The sequence below is a fragment of the Colwellia sp. MB02u-14 genome (genome assembly GCF_014076915.1).
In the GTDB taxonomy this organism is placed as follows: Bacteria; Pseudomonadota; Gammaproteobacteria; order Enterobacterales; family Alteromonadaceae; genus Colwellia_A.
The window spans coordinates 276404-300381 of the sequence record NZ_JACGUX010000062.1 but is presented as its reverse complement, the minus strand read 5'-3'; the positions used below and the strand labels follow the sequence as shown (position 1 = coordinate 300381).

General features: G+C 36.5%; 20 protein-coding genes, 1 tRNA gene and 1 pseudogene. 15 read left to right on the top strand and 7 right to left on the bottom strand.

From position 1 onward, the window contains the following. Position 1 precedes the first annotated feature (1 nt). On the top strand, positions 2-2575 hold the full coding sequence (locus H4J52_RS06190; protein WP_182179894.1) for an ABC transporter permease: 2574 nt from the start codon (positions 2-4) through the stop codon (positions 2573-2575). A 107-nt stretch (positions 2576-2682) separates the two neighbouring features. Beyond that, entirely contained in the window at positions 2683-3747 is a 1065-nt protein-coding gene (locus tag H4J52_RS06185) for an AI-2E family transporter (protein WP_182179896.1), read from the top strand. Positions 3748-3766: 19 nt separating this feature from the next. Here H4J52_RS06185 and H4J52_RS06180 read toward each other — a convergent pair whose 3' ends face one another. Next, the gene (locus H4J52_RS06180) at positions 3767-4240 is read right to left on the bottom strand and encodes a DUF2947 domain-containing protein (RefSeq protein ID WP_182179898.1); all 474 of its coding nucleotides are present in this window, start codon (positions 4238-4240) and stop codon (positions 3767-3769) included. A 492-nt stretch (positions 4241-4732) separates the two neighbouring features. On the opposite strand from H4J52_RS06180, the gene H4J52_RS06175 reads away from it, so the two are divergent. The 7 genes from H4J52_RS06175 to H4J52_RS06145 all read left to right on the top strand — a co-directional run bounded on the left by H4J52_RS06175 (position 4733) and on the right by H4J52_RS06145 (position 12343). Further along, complete coding sequence (locus H4J52_RS06175; protein WP_182179900.1) at positions 4733-5251, top strand: TlpA disulfide reductase family protein; 519 nt, start codon at positions 4733-4735, stop codon at positions 5249-5251. 345 nt (positions 5252-5596) lie between these two features. Further along, positions 5597-5953, top strand: a complete 357-nt coding sequence (locus H4J52_RS06170) for a response regulator (protein ID WP_182179902.1) — start codon at positions 5597-5599, stop codon at positions 5951-5953. Between the two features lie 8 nt (positions 5954-5961). After that, positions 5962-6585, top strand: a complete 624-nt coding sequence (locus tag H4J52_RS06165; protein WP_182179904.1) for a chemotaxis protein CheX — start codon at positions 5962-5964, stop codon at positions 6583-6585. A gap of 7 nt (positions 6586-6592) precedes the next feature. Further along, positions 6593-8638: a response regulator gene (locus H4J52_RS06160; protein ID WP_182179906.1), complete on the top strand. Its 2046-nt coding sequence runs from the start codon at positions 6593-6595 to the stop codon at positions 8636-8638. Positions 8639-9334: 696 nt separating this feature from the next. Continuing rightward, positions 9335-9709, top strand: coding sequence for an RNA-binding S4 domain-containing protein (locus H4J52_RS06155; protein ID WP_182179908.1), 375 nt, complete (start codon positions 9335-9337; stop codon positions 9707-9709). A 1000-nt stretch (positions 9710-10709) separates the two neighbouring features. After that, a complete protein-coding gene (locus H4J52_RS06150; RefSeq protein ID WP_182179910.1) occupies positions 10710-11609 on the top strand; it encodes a hypothetical protein in 900 nt (299 codons plus the stop codon). A 191-nt stretch (positions 11610-11800) separates the two neighbouring features. Then, complete coding sequence (locus tag H4J52_RS06145) at positions 11801-12343, top strand: hypothetical protein (protein ID WP_182224376.1); 543 nt, start codon at positions 11801-11803, stop codon at positions 12341-12343. A gap of 198 nt (positions 12344-12541) precedes the next feature. Here the strand turns inward: H4J52_RS06145 and H4J52_RS06140 are convergent. The 6 genes and pseudogenes from H4J52_RS06140 to fdxA all read right to left on the bottom strand — a co-directional run bounded on the left by H4J52_RS06140 (position 12542) and on the right by fdxA (position 17260). Further along, a pseudogene (locus tag H4J52_RS06140) lies at positions 12542-13782 on the bottom strand (tyrosine-type recombinase/integrase). A gap of 165 nt (positions 13783-13947) precedes the next feature. Then, positions 13948-14024: transfer RNA gene (locus H4J52_RS06135), tRNA-Val, on the bottom strand. A gap of 102 nt (positions 14025-14126) precedes the next feature. Continuing rightward, the gene (locus H4J52_RS06130; RefSeq protein ID WP_182224375.1) at positions 14127-15488 is read right to left on the bottom strand and encodes an MATE family efflux transporter; all 1362 of its coding nucleotides are present in this window, start codon (positions 15486-15488) and stop codon (positions 14127-14129) included. Between the two features lie 145 nt (positions 15489-15633). Beyond that, positions 15634-15855, bottom strand: a complete 222-nt coding sequence (locus H4J52_RS06125) for a CPXCG motif-containing cysteine-rich protein (protein ID WP_182179916.1) — start codon at positions 15853-15855, stop codon at positions 15634-15636. Positions 15856-15983: 128 nt separating this feature from the next. Then, positions 15984-16850 (bottom strand): fructosamine kinase family protein, encoded by an 867-nt coding sequence (locus H4J52_RS06120; protein ID WP_182179918.1) that lies wholly within the window; start codon positions 16848-16850, stop codon positions 15984-15986. 80 nt (positions 16851-16930) lie between these two features. Next, positions 16931-17260, bottom strand: coding sequence for a ferredoxin FdxA (fdxA, locus tag H4J52_RS06115; protein WP_182179920.1), 330 nt, complete (start codon positions 17258-17260; stop codon positions 16931-16933). 151 nt (positions 17261-17411) lie between these two features. Between fdxA and H4J52_RS06110 the strand changes: the two genes are divergently transcribed. From H4J52_RS06110 to H4J52_RS06085, 6 genes are all read left to right on the top strand, one after another. Then, positions 17412-19061, top strand: a complete 1650-nt coding sequence (locus H4J52_RS06110) for an NAD(P)/FAD-dependent oxidoreductase (protein WP_182179921.1) — start codon at positions 17412-17414, stop codon at positions 19059-19061. 140 nt (positions 19062-19201) lie between these two features. Then, positions 19202-21112 (top strand): threonine--tRNA ligase, encoded by a 1911-nt coding sequence (thrS, locus tag H4J52_RS06105; RefSeq protein ID WP_182179922.1) that lies wholly within the window; start codon positions 19202-19204, stop codon positions 21110-21112. A gap of 114 nt (positions 21113-21226) precedes the next feature. After that, positions 21227-21781 (top strand): translation initiation factor IF-3, encoded by a 555-nt coding sequence (infC, locus tag H4J52_RS06100; RefSeq protein WP_182179923.1) that lies wholly within the window; start codon positions 21227-21229, stop codon positions 21779-21781. Between the two features lie 215 nt (positions 21782-21996). After that, the gene (rpmI, locus tag H4J52_RS06095; RefSeq protein WP_070373745.1) at positions 21997-22191 is read left to right on the top strand and encodes a 50S ribosomal protein L35; all 195 of its coding nucleotides are present in this window, start codon (positions 21997-21999) and stop codon (positions 22189-22191) included. 15 nt (positions 22192-22206) lie between these two features. Then, the gene (rplT, locus tag H4J52_RS06090; protein ID WP_182179924.1) at positions 22207-22566 is read left to right on the top strand and encodes a 50S ribosomal protein L20; all 360 of its coding nucleotides are present in this window, start codon (positions 22207-22209) and stop codon (positions 22564-22566) included. Positions 22567-22855: 289 nt separating this feature from the next. Beyond that, the gene (locus H4J52_RS06085) at positions 22856-23959 is read left to right on the top strand and encodes a phosphoribosylaminoimidazolesuccinocarboxamide synthase (protein ID WP_182224374.1); all 1104 of its coding nucleotides are present in this window, start codon (positions 22856-22858) and stop codon (positions 23957-23959) included. The last annotated feature ends 19 nt before the right edge of the window (positions 23960-23978 follow it).

The following is a 23978-nucleotide window of genomic DNA, read 5'->3' as shown; positions in this document are numbered from 1 at the left end:
TATGAGTGAATTAATCGTAAAGCCATCAAAGACTTGGGTTAAACAATCGTTACGCTTGTTACATCATGAATTTAGACGTGGCGAATTAACCATTATATTTTTAGCGATTGTACTTGCTGTAGGAACGGTGTTTTCATTAACGGGCTTTTCAGAACAAATTAAACAAGCCATTATCACCAACAGCGCTAATACCATAGCGGCAGATCGTGTGTTGGGCTCCAGTAGAGAAATTCCCACTGAATATTTAGATAAAAGTGACAGTCTATCACTCAATGTGGCATCTAAGATATTACTCGACTCTATGGTGTTTTCAGGCGATAACATGCTGTTATCTGAACTTGATGTCATTTCTGAGAAGTATCCTTTGCGGGGGCAATTTCTGGTTAAAATGTCGTTAGATCAAGCCATACCGACGTCTGTTGGCGCGCCAAAGCAAGGTACGGCTTATGTCGAAGAAAGTATTCTCAGTCGATTAGACGTTAAAATTGGTGGCACAATAGAAGTGGGTGTTTTACCACTGACTATTGCGGGGGTTATTGTTGAGATCCCCGATCGGTCATACCGTATGTTTGTGGCTGGGCCTGCAATATTTTTTAATATTAAAGATATCGAAAAAACCCAGTTAATAAAACCAGGAAGTCGCGTTTATTATCAATATCTGTTTGCGGGTGAACGAGATGATGTTGAAGCATTTGAAACCTGGGTAAAGCCAAAGCTTAACGAAACTCAAAATTGGTATGATGCTAAATCAGCGAAGAATCGCTTATCAAAAGTTTTAGACAGTTCAGAGAAATTTTTATCGCTCGCTAGTATGTTAGGTATTGTACTCGCTGCAGTCGCCGTTGCAGTCGCCAGTAGACGATACGGACAACGCCATCAACCTATGGTTGCTGTTTTTAAAGCGTTAGGCGCTTCAACGTCACATGTTAAAAAATTATATATGCTTAATTGGGGGATACTGAGCTTAGTTAGTATCATAGTCGGACTTATTGTTGGTTATGTGCTGATGATGGCGGGTGTTAGCGCTATTGAGAGCTATCTGTCATTAGAGGAGAGTCAGTTAACCTTTAAACCTTTTATAACCGCAATTATTACCGGGCTACTTTGCGCAGTTGCTTTTGCTATCCATCCGATCACAGAATTAATTTCGACAAAACCACTCGATGTTATCCGTGGTTTTAGTCAAAGTGTTTTACCGCGTTTTGGTTGGCATCAAGTTATTCCACTAGTGGCACTTTTCGCGTTACTGATGTTGTTTAGTCAAGACCTAATAATGAGCCTGTCACTGTTACTTGGAGGCATACTTGTTTCAGGTGTTTTATTGCTCCTAGGGCGATTAATTATGGGCGCTGGGCGAAGTGCAGGCGCTAAAGCGGGTAAAGCTTGGCATTTAGCCTTAGCCAACTTAAAGCGTCGAGCCAATGAAAACAGTGTGCAATTAGTCAGTTTTACTATCGCTATTCAATTATTACTGTTAATTACGGTCATGAAAAGTTCAATTATTGATGAATGGCAAGCACAGTTCCCTAAAAACACGCCTAATCACTATTTACTCAATATTGCGAACGAAGAAGTTGCTCCACTTAAAGCCTTTTCTGAAGAATTAAGTCTTGATAATCAAGGTTTTTATCCTATTTTTAGAGGGCGTTTGTCAGCTATTAATGGTGAGAAAACAGTGAGTGTTGACGATGAAGGCAGTAAGGATTCATCAACAGTAAAAGAAAGTAAAGCGAAAGAAAGTGATGAAGAAAAGCCGAAAGAACGCAAAGGTGCTGGTCGAGAATTAAGCTTAACATGGCAAGCAGAGTTACCGATGACCAATGAAGTTGTGGAAGGGCAGTGGTGGCAAAAAGCTGATACCTTGCCACAAGTTTCTATGGAAAAAGGGATGGCAGAGCGCTTAGATGTTAAGCTCGGTGATGAGCTGACTTTTACGATAGGCACTGACGAGTTTTCTGTGCCTGTTACCAGTATTCGTGATGTTAATTGGAAAAGTCGACAGTTAAATTTCATTATGATTTTTAACGAAGCCGCTGTTATTGATATCGACACCACCTATATTTCGGCGTGGATGATTGCAGAACCACAAAAAAATGAAGTTTATCGTTTTCTCAGTGAATACCCCACCATTTCAATTATGGACTTTGGTGCGATTATGAAACAGCTAACGAGCATGATCGAACAAGTCTCTATCGCTATTGAGCTTATTTTAGTGTTAGTTATTTTAGCGGGAAGCTTAGTGTTAATCGCACAAGTACAAGCGAGTATGGAAGAGCGAGAACGAGAATTGGCAATTTTACGTACATTAGGTGCAAAAGGTTCATTACTGCGTAATAGTGTTTTGTTCGAGTTTGTTGCACTTGGTGCTGTGGCCGGTTTAATGGCAAGTATCGCTATGGAAATAGCGGTGTTTTTCTTACAAACTCAAGTATTTGAAATGTCACCGAGTTTCCACTTCAGTTACTGGTTAATAGGTATAGGGGCAGGCGCTGGGTTTGTTGGTGTCATGGGAATGCTAAGTTGTTGGCGACTATTGAACCTGTCCAGTTTGACATTGATCCGCCGTACTATGTAAACACACTCGTTTTGTCTCGACCGAAACTTAAGTTTATTAGCACTAGATTTAAGTTTCGGGTATAGTTGTTACCACAGTAACGTTTTTTAAAAGATAAAGTTAACACTATGGGATTAATAGAAAAATCAGGTGGCGCAGTAAAAATGCTGGTGGTAACAGCAGCACTGTTTGTTGTTTTTGCGGGTATAAAAACCGCCGCTAATATTTTAGTACCATTTTTACTCTCTGTTTTTATCGCTATTATTTGTAACCCGCTTATTGCGCGGGCAAGTCGCTATAAAATACCGAAAGTTGTTGCTGTACTTTTAGTGATCGCCTTGTTTGTTATTATTGCTTTGTCACTCGCTGGGCTAGTAGGTAAGTCGCTCACGGAACTTTCTTTAAAGCTACCTGAATATCGCGAACAATTAAATGTGCAATTTGTTTGGTTAACCGCACAATTAGCCGATAAAAATATTATTATATCACCGGCATTACTCATGGAGTATTTTGACCCTGCAGCGGCCATGGGACTAGCAGCAGATATGCTGAGTGGATTAGGCAGCGTGATGGCCAATTTATTTCTTATCATCATTACCGTTATTTTTATGCTTTTTGAAGCATCATCTATTCCTAAAAAATTACATTTTGCTTTAGCTGATCCCGAAATGCGTTTAAAACAAATTGACCGTTTTCTTACCTCCGTCAATAACTATTTAGCGATAAAAACCTTAGTCAGTATTGCAACGGGCATTATTGTCTCGCTGATGCTATGGGCCTTTGGTTTAGACTTTTTCTTACTTTGGGGAGTGCTCGCTTTTCTGCTTAATTACATTCCTAATATTGGTTCTATTATCGCAGCAGTTCCTGCTATGTCGCTTGCAGTGTTGCAATTGAGCTTACCTGAAGCAGGTCTTATAGGTCTTGGGTATGTCGTCATTAATATGGTCATGGGGAATATTGTCGAACCACGTTACTTAGGAAAAGGACTAGGTTTGTCAACTTTGGTTATCTTTCTTTCACTCATTTTTTGGGGATGGTTGCTCGGATCAGTAGGTATGTTACTTTCAGTACCATTAACGATGATTATTAAAATTGGCTTAGAAAACGCAGAAGAAGGTCGTTGGTTTGCTATTTTATTATCAGGTGACGATGATATTAACGAACTTGAACATATTGATGTTAAGAGCTAAGCCTAAATTTATAGTATATTTACTTTTTTAGGCCCAGCTTACATTGACCGTTAGATAAAAATTGTACCGCTTCTTTACGTTTTTTACCGATGAGAAGTGGTCCATCATCCATGAACAGAAAGTTTTTCCAACAACGTTGAAAAACAGCCCACGTTGTTTCAATAACATTATTTCTAGCACTACAAAAATAAACAACAGTGTTGTTGTCCCATGCTAAATGAGCAATCACTTCTTCTGGTAATTCTGCCTGTTCGCTGTCCCAAATACTTTCCCACGCCAATGCTTTTTGCCATGTGGTTTCTTCAAAAGGCCAATCACCTTTTTTAAAGAAGTCAGGATGGTCAACTTGGCGGCTAATAAAGGTATCCCAAACAATTTGTGCCCGAGCCTGTGCCATCGGTTTTATTTTTGCTTTATCTTTATCATTTATTGGCAAGCTCTTATGTCTAAAGATCCAAGCATTTTTAAGGTCATCTAAAGGAATATAATTCATGAAGTCACTAGGGTTATTTGAGAGAGTACGGAATCATTTGTAGATGATACACCATTAAGGTTGAGTTTTTGACTTGATAACGGGTTATTTTTTTCTATGGCTTTTAAAAGGCCATTTTAAAAATCTAAAATTTGATAAATAATTAAAATTTTGCGTTTATCATTGTTACTTTTTATGTAATATTAATGTTAATGAGAAGCAAGTGGTTTTTAAATATTATGTCGCTTAATACCCTGTTTAAATTTAAGCCAATAGATATTGGCCGTGACTTAAAAGAAATATAACGTGAAGAGTAACAAAATGGAATTGAGCTTTTTTTCAGAAATAATCATTAATGGTTTATCTATTAGAACAAATTGAATATAAAAGAAAATACTCAACAGACTTTGAGTTTTATCCTAATGGTGAGCAAATAGAAGTACATATAGCGGTTAGGTAGCTTTATCTAGCCTGTTTACAGTCAGTAATTTAGCCCTTAAAGAGGGAACTTCAATGGAGTCAATAATATTGAACAATCGAAAAAGGTTATTTATATTCCTACTTGCTCTAGTGGCAGTTAATGCTCATGCGATGTCAAAATTAAATATAGGGGATATTCCCCCTAATTACCTCGGTGAAAATAGAGAAGGTGTAAAAGTTAATTTAGCCGACAATAAAGGGAAAATTGTTATTATCTCATTTTGGGCATCGTGGTGTGCTCCTTGTTTGAAAGAACTTCCTATTTTAGAAGAAATTCAAACAACATTAGGTAAAGATAAAATACAAGTGGTCGCCGTTAATTTCAAAGAAAGCAGGAAACAATATCGAAGTATCAAAAAGCAATTATCAGCACTAGCATTAACGTTAACACATGATAAACGTGGTAATTTGGGGAATAAATTTGGTGTTGAAGGAATACCTCATTTATTCATTGTTGGTAAAAACGGTGAACTCATCTATCAAAGTGTCGGCTATGGCGACTCTTCTAGAGAAAAAATAGTTAATATTTTGAATAAAGAGCTGTCGAGTTAACTATTACGGATGCTAATTAAAGTGCAAAACAAAGCTATTAATTGATTATTGGTTGTATATATTTAGGTTTTAATCTGAAATCAATTAGTTAATAGCCATAAGAGTAGCGGTATAAGTAGAAATCAGCATCAGTCATTTGTCGCGTTTCGCTTTAAAAACATATCACTTTAAATCTTGCCGCTAACGTAAAAGAACTCAATTGAAAGGAAGGGATGTAGACAGTTAAAATATGATATTTTGACTGTCTCAAATTACTAATTATATTTCAACACATTAGTTTGCTAATAAACCCATTCGTTTATATGCTTTTATGAGAAACATGATTAAAAATAATTGGGTATTTAAATGAGTAAAATTGTATTAATTGTAGATGACAGTATTGTTTCTCGAATGATGCTTAAAGAAATTGTTAAGTCTTATATACCTGAGGTCAATATCATTGAAGCTGGAGGCGGAGAGCAGTGCTTGAGCCAAATAACAGCAAAAAGTAAAATTGATATTGCGATTTTTGATTATAATATGCCTGGTATGACAGGATTTGAATTGATTTCTGCTTTAGAGAAGCTAATTTCAATCCCTAAGCGAGCTTTGCTAACCGCAAATATCCAAGATGAAATAAAGCAGCAGGCTGAACAAGTGGGTGTTGTTTTTTTAAATAAACCCATTACCGAAGAACTGATTAGCAATTTTTTAATGAGTTAGGAAGTAATATGAAGGATAATTTATCTCCACTTGAAATCGATGCTCTCACCGAGATATTTAATATCGGTATTGGTCGAGCGGCCAACGCCCTTAATAAAATGGTATCTCAACCGGTTGATTTAACTATCCCAAAAGTCGAAATTGTCTCTAACAAAATAGCAAAATCTAAATTAAAATTTACTAGTGATACAGAAATTAGTGCAGTAATTCAACGTTTTGAAGGTGATTTTAAAGGCCAAGCTTTACTCATGTTTAGTAAAGAAAGTGGTTTGCAATTGGTCAGTACTTTACTTGGTAATAAATTTCCACCTGAGGCTTTGTCTGATCTTGAGCAAGATTCTTTAGTAGAAATAGGTAATGTTATTTTAAACGCCTGTTTTGGAACAGTAATAAATTTTCTTAAATCTTCAATTAAAATCGAAATGCCTGAGTTTATACAAGGAGACATCAACAAAGTTTATGTTTATAGCAGCGAAAATGATTGGTCTTTATATATAAAAGTTAAGTTCACTTTGCCCGATGATAATATCGAAGGTTTTATCTCTTTCATTATGGATATTACTTCGTTAGAGATTTTTCAAGAATCGGTGCGAAAATTTGTCTTTGGCATTACTAAAAATAATAAAGCTTAGCTCTGTTATGAATAATTTAACAAAAGATATTTTGTTTAGTTCCGTCAATGATCTTTCTCTTGGTATTATCATTATTGATGAAAATCATCAGATTGTTTTTTATAATCGGTGGATAAAAGATCATTCTGCTATAGTTGATAATAAAGGTTTTGGTTGTAAACTTGGTAATATTTTAGAGGGGTATAACGATTCTCGCTTAAGTGATGCATGTAGTGAAGCGTTAACGTTAGGGCTGCCCACTAAACTCTCTAATACATTTAATCCTAAACCTTTAGCTTTATTCCACAAAAGTCATGTCGGTGATAATGATTATCGTGTGCAACAGCAAATATCGATTAAAAGCATCAACACTTTCCCCAATGAACGCTTATGTGAAATTCTTATCCAGGATGTTTCTAGTTCGGTTAAAAAAGAATTGATGCTGAAAAGTTTAGCCGATGAAAATAAGAAACAACAATTAAAGGCTGAATTAGCCAATAGAACAAAGTCACAGTTTTTGGCTAACATGAGTCATGAAATTAGAACGCCCATGAACGGTGTTTTGGGTATGTTGAATTTATTATCAACAACTCATCAAACCCCAGAACAGGTTCACTTTACTCGTTTAGCACAATCAAGTGCGGATACTTTACTTCATATTCTTAATGATATTTTAGATTTTTCAAAGATAGAAGCGGGTAAACTTGAAGTTGAATTAATTACCTTTGACCTTTTAATAAATTTAGGCGATTTAATTCAGTCTTTATCGATGAGTAGTAAAAAGAAAAAATTAGAAATTATTCTTGATGTCACCGGTGTTACTCATCAAATGGTTATTGGCGATCCTGGCAGGTTAAGACAAATCATTACTAACTTAGTGGGTAATGCAATTAAGTTTACCTCAGCCGGTGAGATCATTGTTAAAGCACTAACAACTTTGAATGAAACAGGTGATATTACCCTAAATATCAATGTTATAGATACGGGTATAGGCATACCTACTGATAAGTGTTCAATACTCTTTGATGCATTTACTCAAGTTGATGTATCGACAACACGAGAGTATGGTGGCACAGGATTAGGATTATCTATCGTAAAACAATTGTGTCAATTAATGGGAGGGGGAATTACCGTTAGCAGTGTCCTTGGTCAGGGGAGTGAATTTAGTGTTAAAATTCAATTAAAACCAAGCGCGGAAAAACCACGTAATAAACCAAATATTAATTTAAATGGAATAAAAATTTTAATCACTGATGATAATCAGACTAGCCTAGATATGCTTAGCAAACAGCTAAATCTTTTTAATATTGCAGTGGTACAAGCTAATAGTGGCAGTAAGGCTTTAAAAATACTAAAAAAATACGATAGTGATTATTTTTCTATGGTTATTATTGATATGCAAATGCCTATAATGTCAGGTGACATGCTATGCGCTGAAATCAGAAAAATTAAGGCTCTTGATAACCTTAAATTAGTGATGCTTACTTCAATGGGACAGGTTGGAGATGCTAATTTTTTTTCAAAATCAGGTTTTTCAACTTACCTAGTAAAACCCGTAGTCGTTAATGGATTACTTAAGACAATAAATAGTATTCTTAGCAATGAACCCACATTAAACAATGCAATTACTCAGGTAACTAGACATAGCATTGTAAAGGTGGAAAGTGCAGAACAGGTCGTTGTTTCGAAGATATTGTTAGTTGAAGATAATAGAATCAATCAACAAGTTGCAGTAGGTATATTGAAAAAACTTGGTTACTCTGTTGATATTGCTTTCAATGGTGTAAATGCGATAGAAGTTCTAGAGAAACAAAATTTTGAGCAACCTTACCAGCTAATTCTGATGGATTGTCAAATGCCAGAAATGGACGGTTATCAAGCAACAGAACATATTAGAAAAAATATGGACAGTGCCTTATTCTCGGCTATCCCTATTATTGCCATGACAGCAAACACTATGAAAGGCGATAAAGAAAAATGTTTAGCTTCAGGTATGAACGACTACATTTCTAAACCTATTATCCCTAATTTGTTACAAGAAAAAATTATTCAATGGTTGAAAACGAATAATTAATTCATAACTATTTTGAGTTTTAGTGATGGCTGTTATTTACTACAATAGATCAGAATCGCTGGTGTGATAATTAAACAAATAGAAACCGGCTTTTATCTTAGTTAGTCAAAAGTTAGCCATATATTTAAATCTCCCTTTTAGCAGACACTGAAAAATTATTCTACTTAACTACCACACTCACACTAATGCTAATGAAAAACGGTATAGTTACGCACTTCTGAACGTCCTGAATAAAATTCAAGATGAATTAGAAAAAAAAGAGAATAGCGTACTCTAGAGTTAACCCAAATAAACAAAAAATTAGTTGTAGTATTTGAGTCTTTAACGTGAAACAAGACCAACCGGTTGAATTTGAGGAACTGACTGCATTGGCTAACATAGTTGGCGTTACTGCTTACGAAATTAATACCCCATTGGTATTGCTGTAAAGGTGCTAGTAATTTAGATCGAGCATCAGAGCTTGTCAGAAACTTTAAGATGATTGCTGTTAATGAATATCCACAATTTATCATTGCATTTCTTAGAAAATTTAGAATAAAGGTAGTTAGCTTACATTTTAGGTATTCCTACATCACGTATTTAACGTACAGGTTAGCCCAGCATTATGAATTATCCTTAATATAAGTTTCATTCAATAACCGTTATATATGTTAGAATTCAAATAATCTTATTATTTAACATTATTAGGCGTATATCATGTCAGAACACACAATTATCGACATTTGTGTTAAACCTATAGAACTTTGTAAATTACTCAAAATTGCCAAGATGGTTGTTGGTGGCGAAGCTAAAACCATGATCAGTGAAGGTCATGTTTTAGTCAATAATGAAGTTACCATTCAAAAGCGTAAGAAAATTAGCCCTGGCGATATTATCGAATGTAATGGTAAAATTATTGAGGTCGCTTATAACCCAACCAAAAAATCAGCAGAATTTATTAGTACCGTAGTGTCAGCGAGTAAAAATTCAAAAAAGAAAAAAAGAGCTAAAAGTAAAGCACGGGTTATATCATCAGAAACGGTTACTGAACCATCGTTAAAGCGATCGAAAAGAAAGCCTATTTCACGTTAGTTTTTCGTTAATACTTTACGGTAATTTAAAATAAATGGTGATATTTAATGGTAAAAATTTCAATTTACTGTGAATTTCAAAAGGTAGTATTAAAAATGTTATCTCATAATAACTCCGTAAAACTATCCTTGATATAGTCTCACAGGTCTTAATTGGGCCTTATCTGGCCGTTACCGTCTGCAAGCTTATAAAGCTTCTCCAACCTATGTGTTGGTTAGTCGTTTTGTTAATTTGGCTATTTTGGAGTACCGCAACTTAGTGGATGTGTCTGGTGCGACTAAAAAGTGTCGATGTTACGTTATTGAAGGCGTGGACATAAAGATTCATAAAGCTTGTTTATTCAGGCTTTATAGATCTTTCATGAAGCTGAGTTTGTTGCTGCCACTAGACTCTATTAATGTTTTAAACCATTTTTTAATTAAAAATATTTTATTTTTGTTTTACTGCTTTGTTGTAAAGTCATTAACCAACAAACAACTTAACAGTATTCCTTCTCTGCCCCAACAACAAACTACCACTAATTGAATAAAAAAGAGATTTAGGGTTTTCTTAAATCAATGTGATGCTAAACCCATAATTTATAATGCAAAAATGGCAAGTGTTGATGGTTCTGACACTACATGCACTGTATCTCTTACCAGCATATATGTACTGACAGAATTTGCGCGACCATTATTATCGTAAAAATTATGTTCAGTGTAAATAGAGTCATTTATTGACACCCAAAGGCCTAGCTCCGGATATTAAGCCGTAAGTACCGTAGTTACTGTTATTGAATTCCGTCAAAAACTATTGACTAATCCAGAGAATGAATAGAAAACGCTTGCATACATAAATGGCAGTAAAGCACCCGCCTATGCCTTAGACAAAAGATTAAGGCGAGTTTTGATGAATAGGAGTAAACACCTAAATTATGAAGTAAGATATACTTTAGATATTAAGAAAAAACATGCATGTTACTTAAATTCAATAATAAATTTTACGAAATAAAGGAATGAATATGGTTAATAAATTGGGCTTATTGTTGATTTTGTTATGTTTACCAACCCTTACTCATGCCAGTCAAGATGTTGTTTTTAACAAGCCTCTTTCAGCTTTTGACCCACGATATACATATACGTATGAACTAATGGAATTGATTTTTAAAGCAACTCCTGAATATGCTAATGCCCAAATTAAAACAACAGAAATGAATATGACTAGAAGCCGAATTTTTCATGAATTGAAAAAGGGTAAGTTACTTAATGTTGTTGCTGAAGCTCCTCAACAGGAGTGGGATAGTAATTTAATTGCTGTACCTATTCCAATTAGAAAAGGTATTCAAGGCTTTAGAGTTTTTATTATTAAAGATAAAAACCGTGAAAAGCTTGCCCATGTTGATAGTTTACAATCATTAACTGCTTTGTCTACAGGGTCTGGAAGTGAATGGTCAACTAGACTTGTGATGGAGCAGGCTGATTTTTTTGTTGTGACGGCAAATCGTTATGAGTCGTTATTTAGTATGTTATCAATGCAGCGTTTTATTACTTTTGGCAGAGGCATTAACGAAGCCTACCAAGAGGTTGAAAGCCATTTAGCTTTATATCCTGATTTCGTAGTTGATGACCATATTTTATTAGAAATTCCGTTAGCTACTTATTTTTATGTTTCACCATTATTCCCCGAGATAGCAGACCGTATTAGAGTAGGGTTACTACGACTGATAAACAATGGTGAGTTTGATCAATTTTTCTTTAAAAAGTATTGTTCAGATATATTAAAAGCAAATATGCCTGAAAGAATGCTGTTGAAAATTGATAACACACAAGTTTCAGTAGAACGAATGATTTCTTTAGTGGGAGAGGGTTTTCTTCTTAATCCTCATAAGTCTTATCAAAAACTTTGTTTGGCAGTAACATGATGAAAATCGGCTTTCTTTTTTTACAGTTGCTAAACAAGTAAAAAAGTTAAGTTTGCCTGTTACTAATTAAACGATAGAAATAATGTATTAGAAAATATATGGCTAAAATTTTATAGGTTAATTGATACTAATTAAATAAAACTTATGGGACGGACATTAGTGAGAAGTTCCATAATTGTTAGGATACTTTCATGAAACTTCTTGCTGTAATTGTTGAATTAAATAGCACTATGAAAACAAATGCATTAGAGGCATGGAAAAGGCTAAAGGATAAACAGAGTATTTCATTTATTTCGGACAACTCTCCATGCCCCCATTTCATGTTACTCAGTGGTGTTTCATTTGATCGGTTAAGCCAATTAAGGAATATACTGAATGAGCTAGCTTCAGAACACCCACGATGTCAAATTAAAGGAAATGGCATAGGGATATTTGTAAGGGACACACCTGTTATACATATAAGATGGAATATTTGTCCAAACATAACATCGCTTCAACAAGATATCTTATGTCAATTATGTAATGAGGTGGATCAAAACTGGGTTGCAAAATCCTCGTTAGCATATAAAGATTCTAGCTATGAAAGCCTAAATGTGTCACTCGGTTTATTGTCTGATCTAGATTTCGAATCCTATATGCATGTTGAGTCCATAGCGATTTATCGAATAGAAACGGGTCGACCAGAAAAGAAGTTATATGAATTTATGCTAAATAAATTAGAACAGTCTTCTTAACATGTAACTAAATTGGGATTCACAAAGCTGTTATAAAATTTGCTGAGAAAATCGCCAGCTGGTATTCGACTCACTCATTAGTTAGGCGTTACCAATACAAAAAGTAATCCAAATCTGTGCTTTTATTTCACTGCTAAATGTCGTGTTTGGGCATTTAGAGTCTATACATGATCATAAAAAGTTTCAAAACTGATGACTTTACATCGTATTTATTTGTTTGATATTACTTACTATTGATAACTTACCCGTTGCCGAATTTTCAATATGCTGCGACTACCAACACATTAACACCCGCCTACGTTCAAGATATTCCGCGCGGCTATATGCGCGGCGCACTTCATTTTTATCAACATGAGCAAGGGCGGCTTCTATAACGTCTGGATCATGGCCTTGTTCGTTTAAGGTTGTACTCGCTAATGCCCGTAAGCCATGGGCAACGAGCCTATTTTTATAACCCATACGACTCAATGCTTTATTAGCTGATTCAACGTTACAATGCTTGTGATGGTTAATATAAGAAGGGAATAGGTGTGTTCTGTCACCGCTGAACGGTTTTAAGCACGCTAATATTTTAATGGCTTGTGGTGATAACGGTACTTTGTGCTCTAAGCGCATTTTCATACGTTCGGCAGGAATGACCCACAATTTATTCTCTAAATCTATTTCTGACCACTCGGCCTTAGCGCTTTCGCTGGGGCGAGTCATTGTGTGAAGTTGCCACTCAATTAAACATCGGGTGACTAGCTTAATGCTGGCGTAACTGATGTCCTTCATTAGCTTACCTAATTCATGTGGGCGAATGGTTGCCATATTAGTAGCTTTAGCCGTTTGAAACGCGCTACGAATACATGATAAAGGGTTATGGTGTAATATCCCCGTATTAACCGCATGAGTCATTACATTGTTTAAATGACCGATGATCTTCCCTGTAGTTTCTAAGTTACCTTTATCCGCTAATGGCTTTAATACTTCAATAGCTTCAGGCGCTAAAATTTTATCAATTGGTCTGTGGCCTAGCTTAGGAAAAACATGATTTTCAAACTTACGCCATAGGCTTTTAGCGGTATTTTCTGCAATGTAGTCTTCTTGATGTCAAACCAATCTGTCGCAACACTCTTTAACGTATGGCTAGCTAAAAGCAATTGCTCTCTGTGCTGGTCATCTTTGTATTCTTTAGGAGCAATACCTTTGGCTAAAAGCTCACGTGCGGCTACGCGCTTTTTTCTTGCTTCAGATAATTACGTTTCAGGATATGAACCAAAACCAATGCTGGTACGGGATTTTGTGTGGGGTTTATAGTCATCAAATATCCAAGTCTTAAAGCCGTTGGGTTTTACTCTTAATAATAAACCACCGCCATCACTAAGCTTATATAGTTTTTCTTTTGGTTTAGCTTGTTTAACTTCTGTGTTGGTTAGTGGTTTTGTTAATTTTGCCATTTTGGAGTACCGCAACTTGATAGATTTGTCTGGTACTCCTAAAAGTACTACTAAAAAGCGTGGATTTCAAAGAACGCTATGAAATAGCTTGAGACATAAAAAAACCCGTAAAACCTTTGGTTATGGGCTTTACGGGTTCTTTTAGTGGGTTATTGAACCCTAATTTGGTGCTCGCTACTGGACTCGAACCAGTGACACCTTGCATGTCATGCAAGTACTCTAACCAACTGAGCTAAGCGAGCAATCGTTAGCTGCTTTAACCAACGGGCGTCATATTATCGATATGAAATCTTAGTTGCAAGTAGTTTTGTTCTTTTCAATTTAAATAATTCACTTTTTGCTTATTAATGCGCCACTTCGAGTCTTTTTTGAATGATAGTTAATCGCCATGCTAATAAAACGGCAGCGGTGGTTAACCCAAAAATAATACCTATCCAAAAACCATAAGGGCCAATAGGGTCAATTATCCAGTTGGTTAATCCTAAGATCAGACCTAAAGTTAAGCCAATAATCCAATAGGAGAAGAAAGTAATATACAGGATAGACTTGGTATCTTTATATCCACGTAATGCACCAGCAGAAATAACTTGTATTGCATCAGAGAACTGAAATAAAGAAGCCAAGAACATTAAGCTCGCAGCTAACTCAATCACTTTTTTGTCAAGTGTATAAATTTCTGCGATGGGATAACGTAAAGTAATCGTTAGTAGCGCTGTACCAACGGCAATAATAAGTGACAATATCAGTGAGTAATGACATATTTCTTTGGCTTTAGCTAACTCATTCTTACCAACAGCAAATCCTACTTGTATGGTCACGGCGATGGCTAAACTCAATGGCACCATAAAGACTAAGCCAGAGAAGTTAATGGCTATTTGATGGCTAGCCACAACCTCTGCGCCAAAGGGTACTAGAATAATAGCCACCGCAGCAAATAAACTGACCTCAAAGAGTAATGACATTGCAATAGGAAAACCGATTGCCAATATTTCTTTAATTTCTTGCCAATTCGGCCAGTAAAAACGTTCAAACAAGGAGGCATGCTTTAATTTTTTCGATACATAACAATATATAAACATTGAGATAAACATAACCCAGTAAACAATTGCAGTGGCAATACCGCAACCAGCACCTCCTAAAGCAGGCATACCAAATTCACCATAGATAAAAATATAGTTGGCAGGAATATTAATTAATAAGCCAATGATACTGATAATCATTGTTGGCTTGGTATGCGATAAGCCTTCAGAATAATTTCTTAATACAAGATATAAACAAAAACCTGGTCCACCCCAAACGATGTAACCTAAGTAATCAAACATTAATTGTTTTAAATGTGCCTCTAATGGTATTTGTTCAATAACTAAAGGGGTGATCACATAATATAAAGCGATTAATAAAATACCTAAGGTTAATGCTATCCATGCGGTTTGATATGTCGCCCTGGCAACGTAATGGAATTTTTTTGCTCCAGCAAGTTGCGATACTATGGCAGCAAGTGCCATGACCAAACCATATATAGTTAATATTAAAGGGAGCCAAATACTGCTGGCAACAGTTACGGCCGCCATGTCTGTCGCACTCACTCTACCGGCCATCACAGTATCTGCAAATCCCATGAGTGTTTGTACGAGTTGAGCGATCAAAATAGGATAAGCCAGTTTCATTAGGCTTTTGGTGTTTTTTCTAAAATCAGTAATATTCATTGGGAAAGGATACTTATAAAATCATCATTTTAAGCGTAAAAATGAGCAGTATAAGAATGATATAGGTTTAAAGCAGTTGTGCAATGCTTGTCTTGTTAATTTACAAGTAAAACAAAGAAAAAGGATACCGACATCTATGGTCTAACTAGAACACTTGTTCGTCGTCACTATCAATGACCAATTGAATTTTTTGGCGGTATTCATCAATGTGCATATTTAAATGAATATCTCGACAACAAGACGGGCATTCTTCGTAATAATCTTGATCGCCGGCTGAGGCATCTAAAGTTAAGTGCATATGATGACCACAATGAGGGCAGCTAATACGTTTGTCTTTTGTTACTTTTAAGTTTGATTCCTGGGACATGTTGCCTCCTAGACGGTTTTGTTACTAATGCTTAAGTATGCTTACATTCGTAAAAACCGCTAACTAAATTAAGAATAAACGGGTATAAATTATTTAACGTGTTGTGTTCTTTAACTATTATTTTTAAATCAATGTAATGATAAAATACGCGACAATAATGCCCTTGATTGGTCAATATATATGCCACCGTATAAATTAGCGTGATTGAGAATATGATAAAAGTTATAAATAAGTTTGCGTTGTTCGTAGCCTTTATCAAGGGGGAAAACATCTTGGTAACCTTGATAAAAATCGTAAGGTAGTTGGCCAAAAAGCTCAGTCATAGCGATGTCTACTTCGCGGTCACCGTAATAACAGGCGGGATCATATATCACTGAAGCAGAGTCAGTAAATCCTAGGTTTCCTAGCCACAAATCACCATGAACAAGACAAGGTTTAACATCGTGGTGATTTAATCTGTCATGACAGATGTTAGCAATGTGATCAATATCCCCTAGTTTTATTGATTTTTCACTCAGTAATTGCAACTGCCACGCGACACGTTGCTCAGCAAAGAATGTTTTCCAATTACTTCTCCAGTTATTAGGTTGTAAGGTGTCGCCAATATAATTGTCGTGTTGCCAGCCAAACTTTCCATGAGACGAACATTTGTGCATCATCGCTAATTTAGCACCAAAATGATGCCAGTGTTTTTCAGTCGCTTTTGCAAACGGAATGTAATTAAGCACTATAAAGCTTTTATTGCGTGTGTTTCCTAACGTTATGACTTTAGGGCAGGTAACTTGTTTTAGAGAATCTATTTGATTAAGGGCGTAAGCTTCTGATTCAAAATAATTAAAGTGATTTTTGTCTTTAATTTTGACGAAGTAGTTATGATGTTCATCACTTAATTGGAAAGCTAAGTTGCTTTCACTCGTTGATATAAGGCGCTTATTTTTAACAGTAAACTTTTCGCCCGTTTTAGCTGTGATTGCTTGCTCAATACATTGCCACATAATGCACCAATTATTTATTAACCCTTCTAGTACGAGTATAGTTAATAATTGAATAATGTGTTTATTTTGAAGAGCGCGTTTTAATTCTCAATAATTAAGTGATCAATTTTATTGGGTATACCATCCCATTCTTTTGCATCGGCAGGGGCTGGAATTACTTCTGTTATTCTTGGCCACACTTTAGCGAGTTCAGCATTGAGTTCAATAAACTCCTTTTGATTTTCAGGGACTTCATCTTCTTGAAAAATAGCACCCGCTGGGCATTCAACCGGACACAAATCACAATCTATACAGTCATCAGGGCTTATGACTAAAAAATTAGGGCCTTCATAAAAAGCATCAACAGGACATACTGCGACACAATCGGTGTATTTACATTTTATACAATTGTCGGTGACTACAAACGCCATAGGTACTCTACTTTTTGAATTTCGTTGATAGAAAATATTTTGAGCTGATCATACCTAGCTTAGTAATAATTTCAATTGTTGATTTAACTGAGCGGTATGTTCAGGTAAAATGCCCAAAATTTTCTTTCTCCTTTTTTGGAACCGCCATAATATGTTGCGTTTAACAAATATTCAATTGCCGCTTGATCACCAAGAAGCCGATATTAAGAAGGCTATTCTTGATAAATTATCCATTTCTGAAGATCAGCTCATTGACTTTACCGTATTTAAACGCGGATATGACGCCCGTAAAAAAGCAAAAATAATCTTGATTTACACCCTTGATGTAAACACTTGCCTTAATGACGAATTACTTGAACGGTTTGTTAAAGACAATCAAGTAAAAGCTAGCCCTGATATGCGCTACAATTTTGTTGCTCAAGCGCCTGAAAAACCAACACAGCGCCCAGTTGTTATTGGTTTTGGTCCGTGTGGCTTATTTATCGGCTTAGTGCTGGCGCAAATGGGATTTAATCCCATTATTTTAGAGCGTGGCAAAGAAGTACGTCAACGCACTAAAGACACCTTTGGTTTTTGGCGAAAGAAAATACTTAACACCGAATCTAATGTGCAATTTGGGGAAGGTGGGGCAGGTACTTTTTCTGACGGTAAATTATATAGCCAAGTTAATGATAAAAAGCATTACAGTCGTAAAGTATTACATGAGTTTGTTGATGCTGGCGCACCAGAAGAAATTTTATTTGTCAGTAAACCGCATATTGGTACCTTCAAATTGGTAACCATGATCGAACAAATGCGCGCTAAAATTACTGAGTTGGGTGGCGAAATTCGTTTTGAACAACGTGTTGATGAGTTTCACTTTGATGAAAACCAAGGTGGAGAGGGAAGTAAACGCATCACGGGTTTAACACTCGCTAGCGGTGAACGTATCGACACTAACTATGTTGCCTTAGCTATTGGTCATAGTGCACGCGATACCTTTGAAATGTTGATTAAAAACAAAGTATCCGTTAAAGCTAAACCTTTTTCTGTTGGCTTTCGCATCGAACATGAACAGTCAGTTATCGACGATGCTCGTTTTGGTAACAACGCGGGCAATCCGATATTAGGGGCCGCTGACTATAAACTTGTTCATCATTGTAAAAGTGGTCGTAGTGTTTATAGCTTTTGTATGTGCCCAGGCGGAACCGTGGTTGCAGCAGCTTCAGAAGCAGGGCGCCTAGTCACCAATGGCATGAGTCAGTATTCACGTCACGAACGTAATGCAAATAGCGCGATTGTTGTTGGCATAGAACCTAGCGACTTTGCCAACGAAGATGATGCTTCAGATGTATTATCCGGTATTGAGTTTCAACGCCGTTTAGAAGAAAAAGCGTTTAAACTTGGTGGAGAAAATTATGACGCTCCGGTTCAATTAGTTGGCGATTTTCTCGCTGGGCGTAAAAGTGGTGAGCATGGCGAAGTTAGCCCTTCATATAAGCCGGGTGTTAAATATTGCGATTTGAGTGAAACCTTACCTGCTTTCGCCATTGAAGCTATTCGCGAAGCTTTACCTGCGTTTGAACGCAAGATTAAAGGTTTTTCAATGGCTGATGCAACATTAACGGCTGTTGAAACAAGAACATCTTCACCGATTCAAATAACGCGTGATAGAGAAACAATGCAAAGCCTGAATGTTGAGGGGCTTTACCCTGCAGGAGAAGGTGCGGGTTATGCGGGCGGAATATTATCTGCAGGTATTGACGGTATTAAAGTGGCAGAAGCTATGGCATTGGCAATGACAATGGTAGCAGAAAGATAAGTCTGCCTTTATATTGCAAATAAAGGATATTTCCCCTATATTTGCGACCTCAAATATTTCTCAAAAGAAATAGCTTTAAACATTAAAAATAAATTCAAGCGACGCTTCGTATGCGCCGCCACTGAAATAAAGGAAAATTAATGCCTGTAATTACTCTCCCTGACGGTTCAGAACGCTCATTCGACAATGCCGTATCTGTAATGGATGTTGCCTTAGATATTGGTCCTGGTCTTGCTAAAGCAACCATCGCTGGTCGTATCGACGGAAACCTTGTTGATGCTTGTGAATTAATTACCCAAGATGCTGCTTTGCAACTTATCACCAATAAAGATAGCGAAGGTCTTGAAATAATTCGTCATTCTTGTGCACATTTATTAGGGCATGCTATTAAGCAGTTATACCCAGATGTGAAAATGGCAATTGGCCCTACGATTGAGAATGGCTTTTATTACGATATTGACCTTGAAGAATCAATTACAGAAGATGATTTAACAAAAATTGAAAAGCGTATGACAGAACTTGCTCGTACGGGATATGAAGTTGTTAAGAAAACAGGTACGTGGCAAGACGCTTACGATGCGTTTACTGAACGTGGTGAAACTTACAAATTACAAATTCTTGATGAAAACATCGAGAAAACTGATACACCGGCTTTATATCATCATCAAGAATACATTGATATGTGTCGTGGTCCACACGTACCTAGCATGCGTCATTGTCATCAGTTCAAATTAATGAAAGTAGCTGGTGCATACTGGCGCGGTAATTCAGACAACAAAATGTTGCAACGTATTTACGGCACAGCATGGGCTGACAAAAAGCAATTAAAAGCATATATCGTTCGTTTAGCTGAAGCTGAAAAACGCGATCACCGTAAAATTGGTAAAACATTAGATTTATTTCATTGGCAAGAAGAAGCACCAGGAATGGTATTCTGGCATAACGATGGTTGGACGATTTACACGGAGTTAGAAAAATTTATTCGTGAAAAACTACACGAATATGATTACGACGAAGTTAAAGCGCCAATGATGATGGACAGAAGTCTTTGGGAAAAGTCAGGTCACTGGGAAAAATATGCCGATGGCATGTTTACCACTGAATCTGAAAAGCGTGAATACGCAATAAAACCAATGAATTGCCCTGGTCATGTACAAATATTTAACCAGGGTTTAAAGTCATACCGCGATTTACCTTTACGTATTGCTGAATTTGGCTGTTGTCACCGTAACGAACCTTCAGGCTCTTTACATGGTTTGATGCGTGTACGTGGCTTTACGCAAGATGACGCCCATATTTTCTGTATGGAATCGCAAGTTCAAGCAGAAGTTAAAAAGTGTATCGAAATGGTATACGACGTATACGGTTCATTTGGTTTTGAAGATGTCGTTGTTAAATTGTCTACTCGCCCTGTGAATCGTATCGGTAGTGATGAGATTTGGGATAAAGCTGAAGCGGGTCTTGCACAAGCATTAACCGACAGCAACATCAAATTTGAGTATTTACCGGGTGAAGGAGCATTTTACGGTCCTAAGATTGAATTTACTTTAATGGACTGTTTAGGTCGTGCTTGGCAATGTGGTACAGTGCAGCTCGATTTTGCTTTACCAGAGCGTTTAGGCGCAACTTATGTGGGTGAAGACAACGAAAGATATATTCCTGTCATGATTCATCGCGCTATTTTAGGTTCACTTGAACGTTTTATCGGAATTTTAATTGAAGAGTTCACGGGGAAATTTCCAACGTGGTTATCGCCAATTCATGCAACTGTGATGAATATTACGGGCAAACAAGACGAATATTGTGAAAAAGTTGTAAAAAAACTAAAAGAAAGTGGATTTAGAGTAAAACTAGACTTGAGAAATGAGAAGATAGGCTTTAAAATCCGCGAGCACACTTTGAAGCGTGTTCCCTATTTGTTAGTTGTTGGTGACAAAGAAATGGAAGCTGGCGAAATTGCCATTAGAACGCGAAGTGGTGAAGATTTAGGAAAAATGTCTGTTGATGACTTTATTTCAAAATTAAGTGAAGAAGTTAACGCTCGTAGTTAACGAATAAATTACTTATAATAACGTTTAAACAAGCATAAAAATATTTTATTAATCTGAGTAGTTGTTAAGTTAAAAATAACACCAGCGACTTGGAACAAAGTTCTTTGGAGGAACATGGCTATTAAAGGTGGACAACGAGGCGGGCAAAAAGAGCCAGCACATCGTTTAAATGAGTTAATTACAGGTATTGCTGATAATGAAGTTCGTTTGATTAGATTTGACGGAGAGCCTGGTGGCATCGTCACATTAGATGAAGCAATGGATCAAGCTGATGAAGCTGGTGTTGATCTTGTTGAAATAAGCCCTACGGCTAAACCTCCTGTACTCCGCGTTATGGATTACGGTAAGTTTATCTATGAAAAAGCTAAAGAACAAAAAGAACAGCGCAAAAACCAGAAACAGATACAGGTTAAGGAAATTAAATTCCGTCCTGGAACAGATGAAGGCGACTATCAGGTAAAACTACGCAACCTGAAGCGCTTTTTAGAAGGGGGCGATAAAGTTAAAGTAACTTTACGTTTCCGTGGTCGTGAAATGGCTCACCAAGAACTTGGTTTACAACTTCTAACTCGCGTTAAGCAAGATTTAGAAGAGTTAACTGTAGTTGAATTCTTCCCGCGTCGTGCGGAAGGAAGACAAATGGTGATGGTACTAGCACCAAAAAAATAATCAATAACCGGTATTTCAAGTAACTTATTTTTATGAAAATTAAAATTAAGTTCACCCTTATTGTTTTTAACGGGTAATTTTAGGCCTGAAAGTAGAAACTAACGTTTATTTTTGTTTAACCTTAAATAAGCAAGTTAAGTTTTTCGCCTAAGTTGCTAAATTTCAATGGCAATGTTTCTGTGTAATAACACAAACATGAATGCGGAGTAATATTCATGCCTAAAATGAAAACTAACAAAGGTGCTGCGAAGCGCTTTAAAAAAACAGCCTCTGGCTACAAGTTCAAACAAGCTGGCCTTCGTCATATCTTGACTAAGCGTCGTACTAAAGTTAAACGTCATCTTCGTGCTAAGTGCATGATTTCGGCAGCTGACATTAAGTCAGTTAAAAAACTTTTACGTCACGGTTAATAGGAGAGATATAGAATGGCTAGAGTAAAACGTGGTGTACAAGCTCGTGCACGTCACAAGAAGGTTCTAAAGCAAGCTAAAGGTTATTACGGAGCACGTAGCCGTGTTTACCGTGTTGCTTATCAAGCAGTAACTAAAGCAGGTCAATACGCTTACCGCGATCGTCGTCAACGTAAACGTCAATTCCGTCAGCTTTGGATAACTCGTATAAATGCAGCAGCTCGCATAAATGGTTTATCTTACAGTGTTTTCATTAATGGTCTTAAAAAGGCTGCTATTGAAATCGATCGTAAGATCCTAGCTGATATTGCAGTATACGACAAAGTGACATTCACATTCTTAGTTGAAAAAGCGAAAGCTGCTTTAGCTGCATAGAATTTGAAAAATCTTTGAGACAAGGACGCCAGTAGGCGTCCTTTTCTTTTTTAATCATTCTAACTTGTTCTTTAGCTCACTTTCTGCGTTTTAAAGTACTTACTAATAGTCATTAGCTCCGTGCTTTAACCTTGAAAATAAACTAAATATCTTCGTTAAAATGTATTAAAATTGTTTTATTAATTATACCGAATATTATTTTATGTACAGGATGTCAATGAGTGACGTTAATATCTAAAAATACTATTCGCTACAATTAATTTTAACTTGATAATTAAGGTTTAATCCGATGAGTCTTGCAGATCAAATTTTAGCGGTAAACAATGATTTACCTATTCGCACCGATGCACCTGTTCACAGCGGCAAAGTTCGTAGTGTCTACTGGTTAACTGATGCAGATAGTAAACGGTTAATTCAAGAAAAAGGTTATGATGTTGCCGATGATACGCCATTAGCTATTATGGTGATCAGCGACCGTATCTCTGCCTTTGATTGCATTTGGCAAGGCGAAGGCGGCATGAAAGGTGTACCAGGCAAAGGCGCATCACTTAATGCTATTTCAAATCATTGGTTTAAGCTTTTTAAAGATCAAGGCTTAGCCGACAGTCACATTCTTGATATTCCACATCCGTTTGTGTGGATCGTTCAAAAAGCAAAACCGGTCATGATTGAAGCTATTTGTCGTCAGTATATAACGGGGTCAATGTGGCGTTCATATGTAAAAGGCGAGCGTGAATTTTGTGGTATTGAATTAGCTGAAGGGTTAACTAAAGATTCAAAGTTACCTGAGTTATTACAAACACCATCAACGAAAGGTATTTTAGAAGGGATCCCTGGCGTACCCGCTGTTGACGATGTAAATATTACGCGCAAGAACATTGAAGATAATTTTGAAGCATTCAATTTCAAATCACTTGACGATATAACGTTATACGAAAAGTTGTTAACGGAAGGTTTTGACGTTATTTCTGATTCGCTCGCAAAGCTTGACCAAATTTTTGTTGATACTAAGTTTGAGTTTGGCTATGTAAAAGACAGGGCTGGTAACGACAAGTTAATTTATATGGATGAAGTGGGCACTCCTGACTCTTCACGTATTTGGGATGGCGAGCAATACCGTGGTGGCAAAGTCGTTGAAAACTCAAAAGAAGGTTTCCGCCAATTATTATTAGCACACTTTCCTGATGCAGACATTTTATTAAATAAAGCCCGTATGCCTGAACGTGAAGCCTTAGCTCGCGACAATGAATTACCGGTATCAGTATTAATGGATGTGTCAAACACATATACAGCAATTGCAGAAAAAATTACCGGGCAAAAAATTGTCTTGTCTGCTAATCCTAAAGCTGAAATTATCGATATTTTACGTGAGCAGTACCAGTTAATTGACTAAAACTTTTAGTTGAGTGTAA

What these genes read in the sequence shown, in the direction of transcription:
- H4J52_RS06165 (WP_182179904.1), top strand. Translation starts at nt 5,962, where the DNA reads ATGAAGGATAATTTATCTCCACTTGAAATCGATGCTCTCACCGAGATA.
- H4J52_RS06185 (WP_182179896.1), top strand. Translation starts at nt 2,683, where the DNA reads ATGGGATTAATAGAAAAATCAGGTGGCGCAGTAAAAATGCTGGTGGTA.
- H4J52_RS06175 (WP_182179900.1), top strand. Translation starts at nt 4,733, where the DNA reads ATGGAGTCAATAATATTGAACAATCGAAAAAGGTTATTTATATTCCTA.
- H4J52_RS06155 (WP_182179908.1), top strand. Translation starts at nt 9,335, where the DNA reads ATGTCAGAACACACAATTATCGACATTTGTGTTAAACCTATAGAACTT.
- H4J52_RS06145 (WP_182224376.1), top strand. Translation starts at nt 11,801, where the DNA reads ATGAAACTTCTTGCTGTAATTGTTGAATTAAATAGCACTATGAAAACA.
- H4J52_RS06170 (WP_182179902.1), top strand. Translation starts at nt 5,597, where the DNA reads ATGAGTAAAATTGTATTAATTGTAGATGACAGTATTGTTTCTCGAATG.
- H4J52_RS06120 (WP_182179918.1), bottom strand. Translation starts at nt 16,850, where the DNA reads ATGTGGCAATGTATTGAGCAAGCAATCACAGCTAAAACGGGCGAAAAG.
- thrS (WP_182179922.1), top strand. Translation starts at nt 19,202, where the DNA reads ATGCCTGTAATTACTCTCCCTGACGGTTCAGAACGCTCATTCGACAAT.
- H4J52_RS06085 (WP_182224374.1), top strand. Translation starts at nt 22,856, where the DNA reads ATGAGTCTTGCAGATCAAATTTTAGCGGTAAACAATGATTTACCTATT.
- H4J52_RS06130 (WP_182224375.1), bottom strand. Translation starts at nt 15,488, where the DNA reads ATGAATATTACTGATTTTAGAAAAAACACCAAAAGCCTAATGAAACTG.
- H4J52_RS06190 (WP_182179894.1), top strand. Translation starts at nt 2, where the DNA reads ATGAGTGAATTAATCGTAAAGCCATCAAAGACTTGGGTTAAACAATCG.
- H4J52_RS06160 (WP_182179906.1), top strand. Translation starts at nt 6,593, where the DNA reads ATGAATAATTTAACAAAAGATATTTTGTTTAGTTCCGTCAATGATCTT.
- infC (WP_182179923.1), top strand. Translation starts at nt 21,227, where the DNA reads ATGGCTATTAAAGGTGGACAACGAGGCGGGCAAAAAGAGCCAGCACAT.
- H4J52_RS06110 (WP_182179921.1), top strand. Translation starts at nt 17,412, where the DNA reads ATGTTGCGTTTAACAAATATTCAATTGCCGCTTGATCACCAAGAAGCC.
- fdxA (WP_182179920.1), bottom strand. Translation starts at nt 17,260, where the DNA reads ATGGCGTTTGTAGTCACCGACAATTGTATAAAATGTAAATACACCGAT.
- rpmI (WP_070373745.1), top strand. Translation starts at nt 21,997, where the DNA reads ATGCCTAAAATGAAAACTAACAAAGGTGCTGCGAAGCGCTTTAAAAAA.
- H4J52_RS06150 (WP_182179910.1), top strand. Translation starts at nt 10,710, where the DNA reads ATGGTTAATAAATTGGGCTTATTGTTGATTTTGTTATGTTTACCAACC.
- H4J52_RS06180 (WP_182179898.1), bottom strand. Translation starts at nt 4,240, where the DNA reads ATGAATTATATTCCTTTAGATGACCTTAAAAATGCTTGGATCTTTAGA.
- rplT (WP_182179924.1), top strand. Translation starts at nt 22,207, where the DNA reads ATGGCTAGAGTAAAACGTGGTGTACAAGCTCGTGCACGTCACAAGAAG.
- H4J52_RS06125 (WP_182179916.1), bottom strand. Translation starts at nt 15,855, where the DNA reads ATGTCCCAGGAATCAAACTTAAAAGTAACAAAAGACAAACGTATTAGC.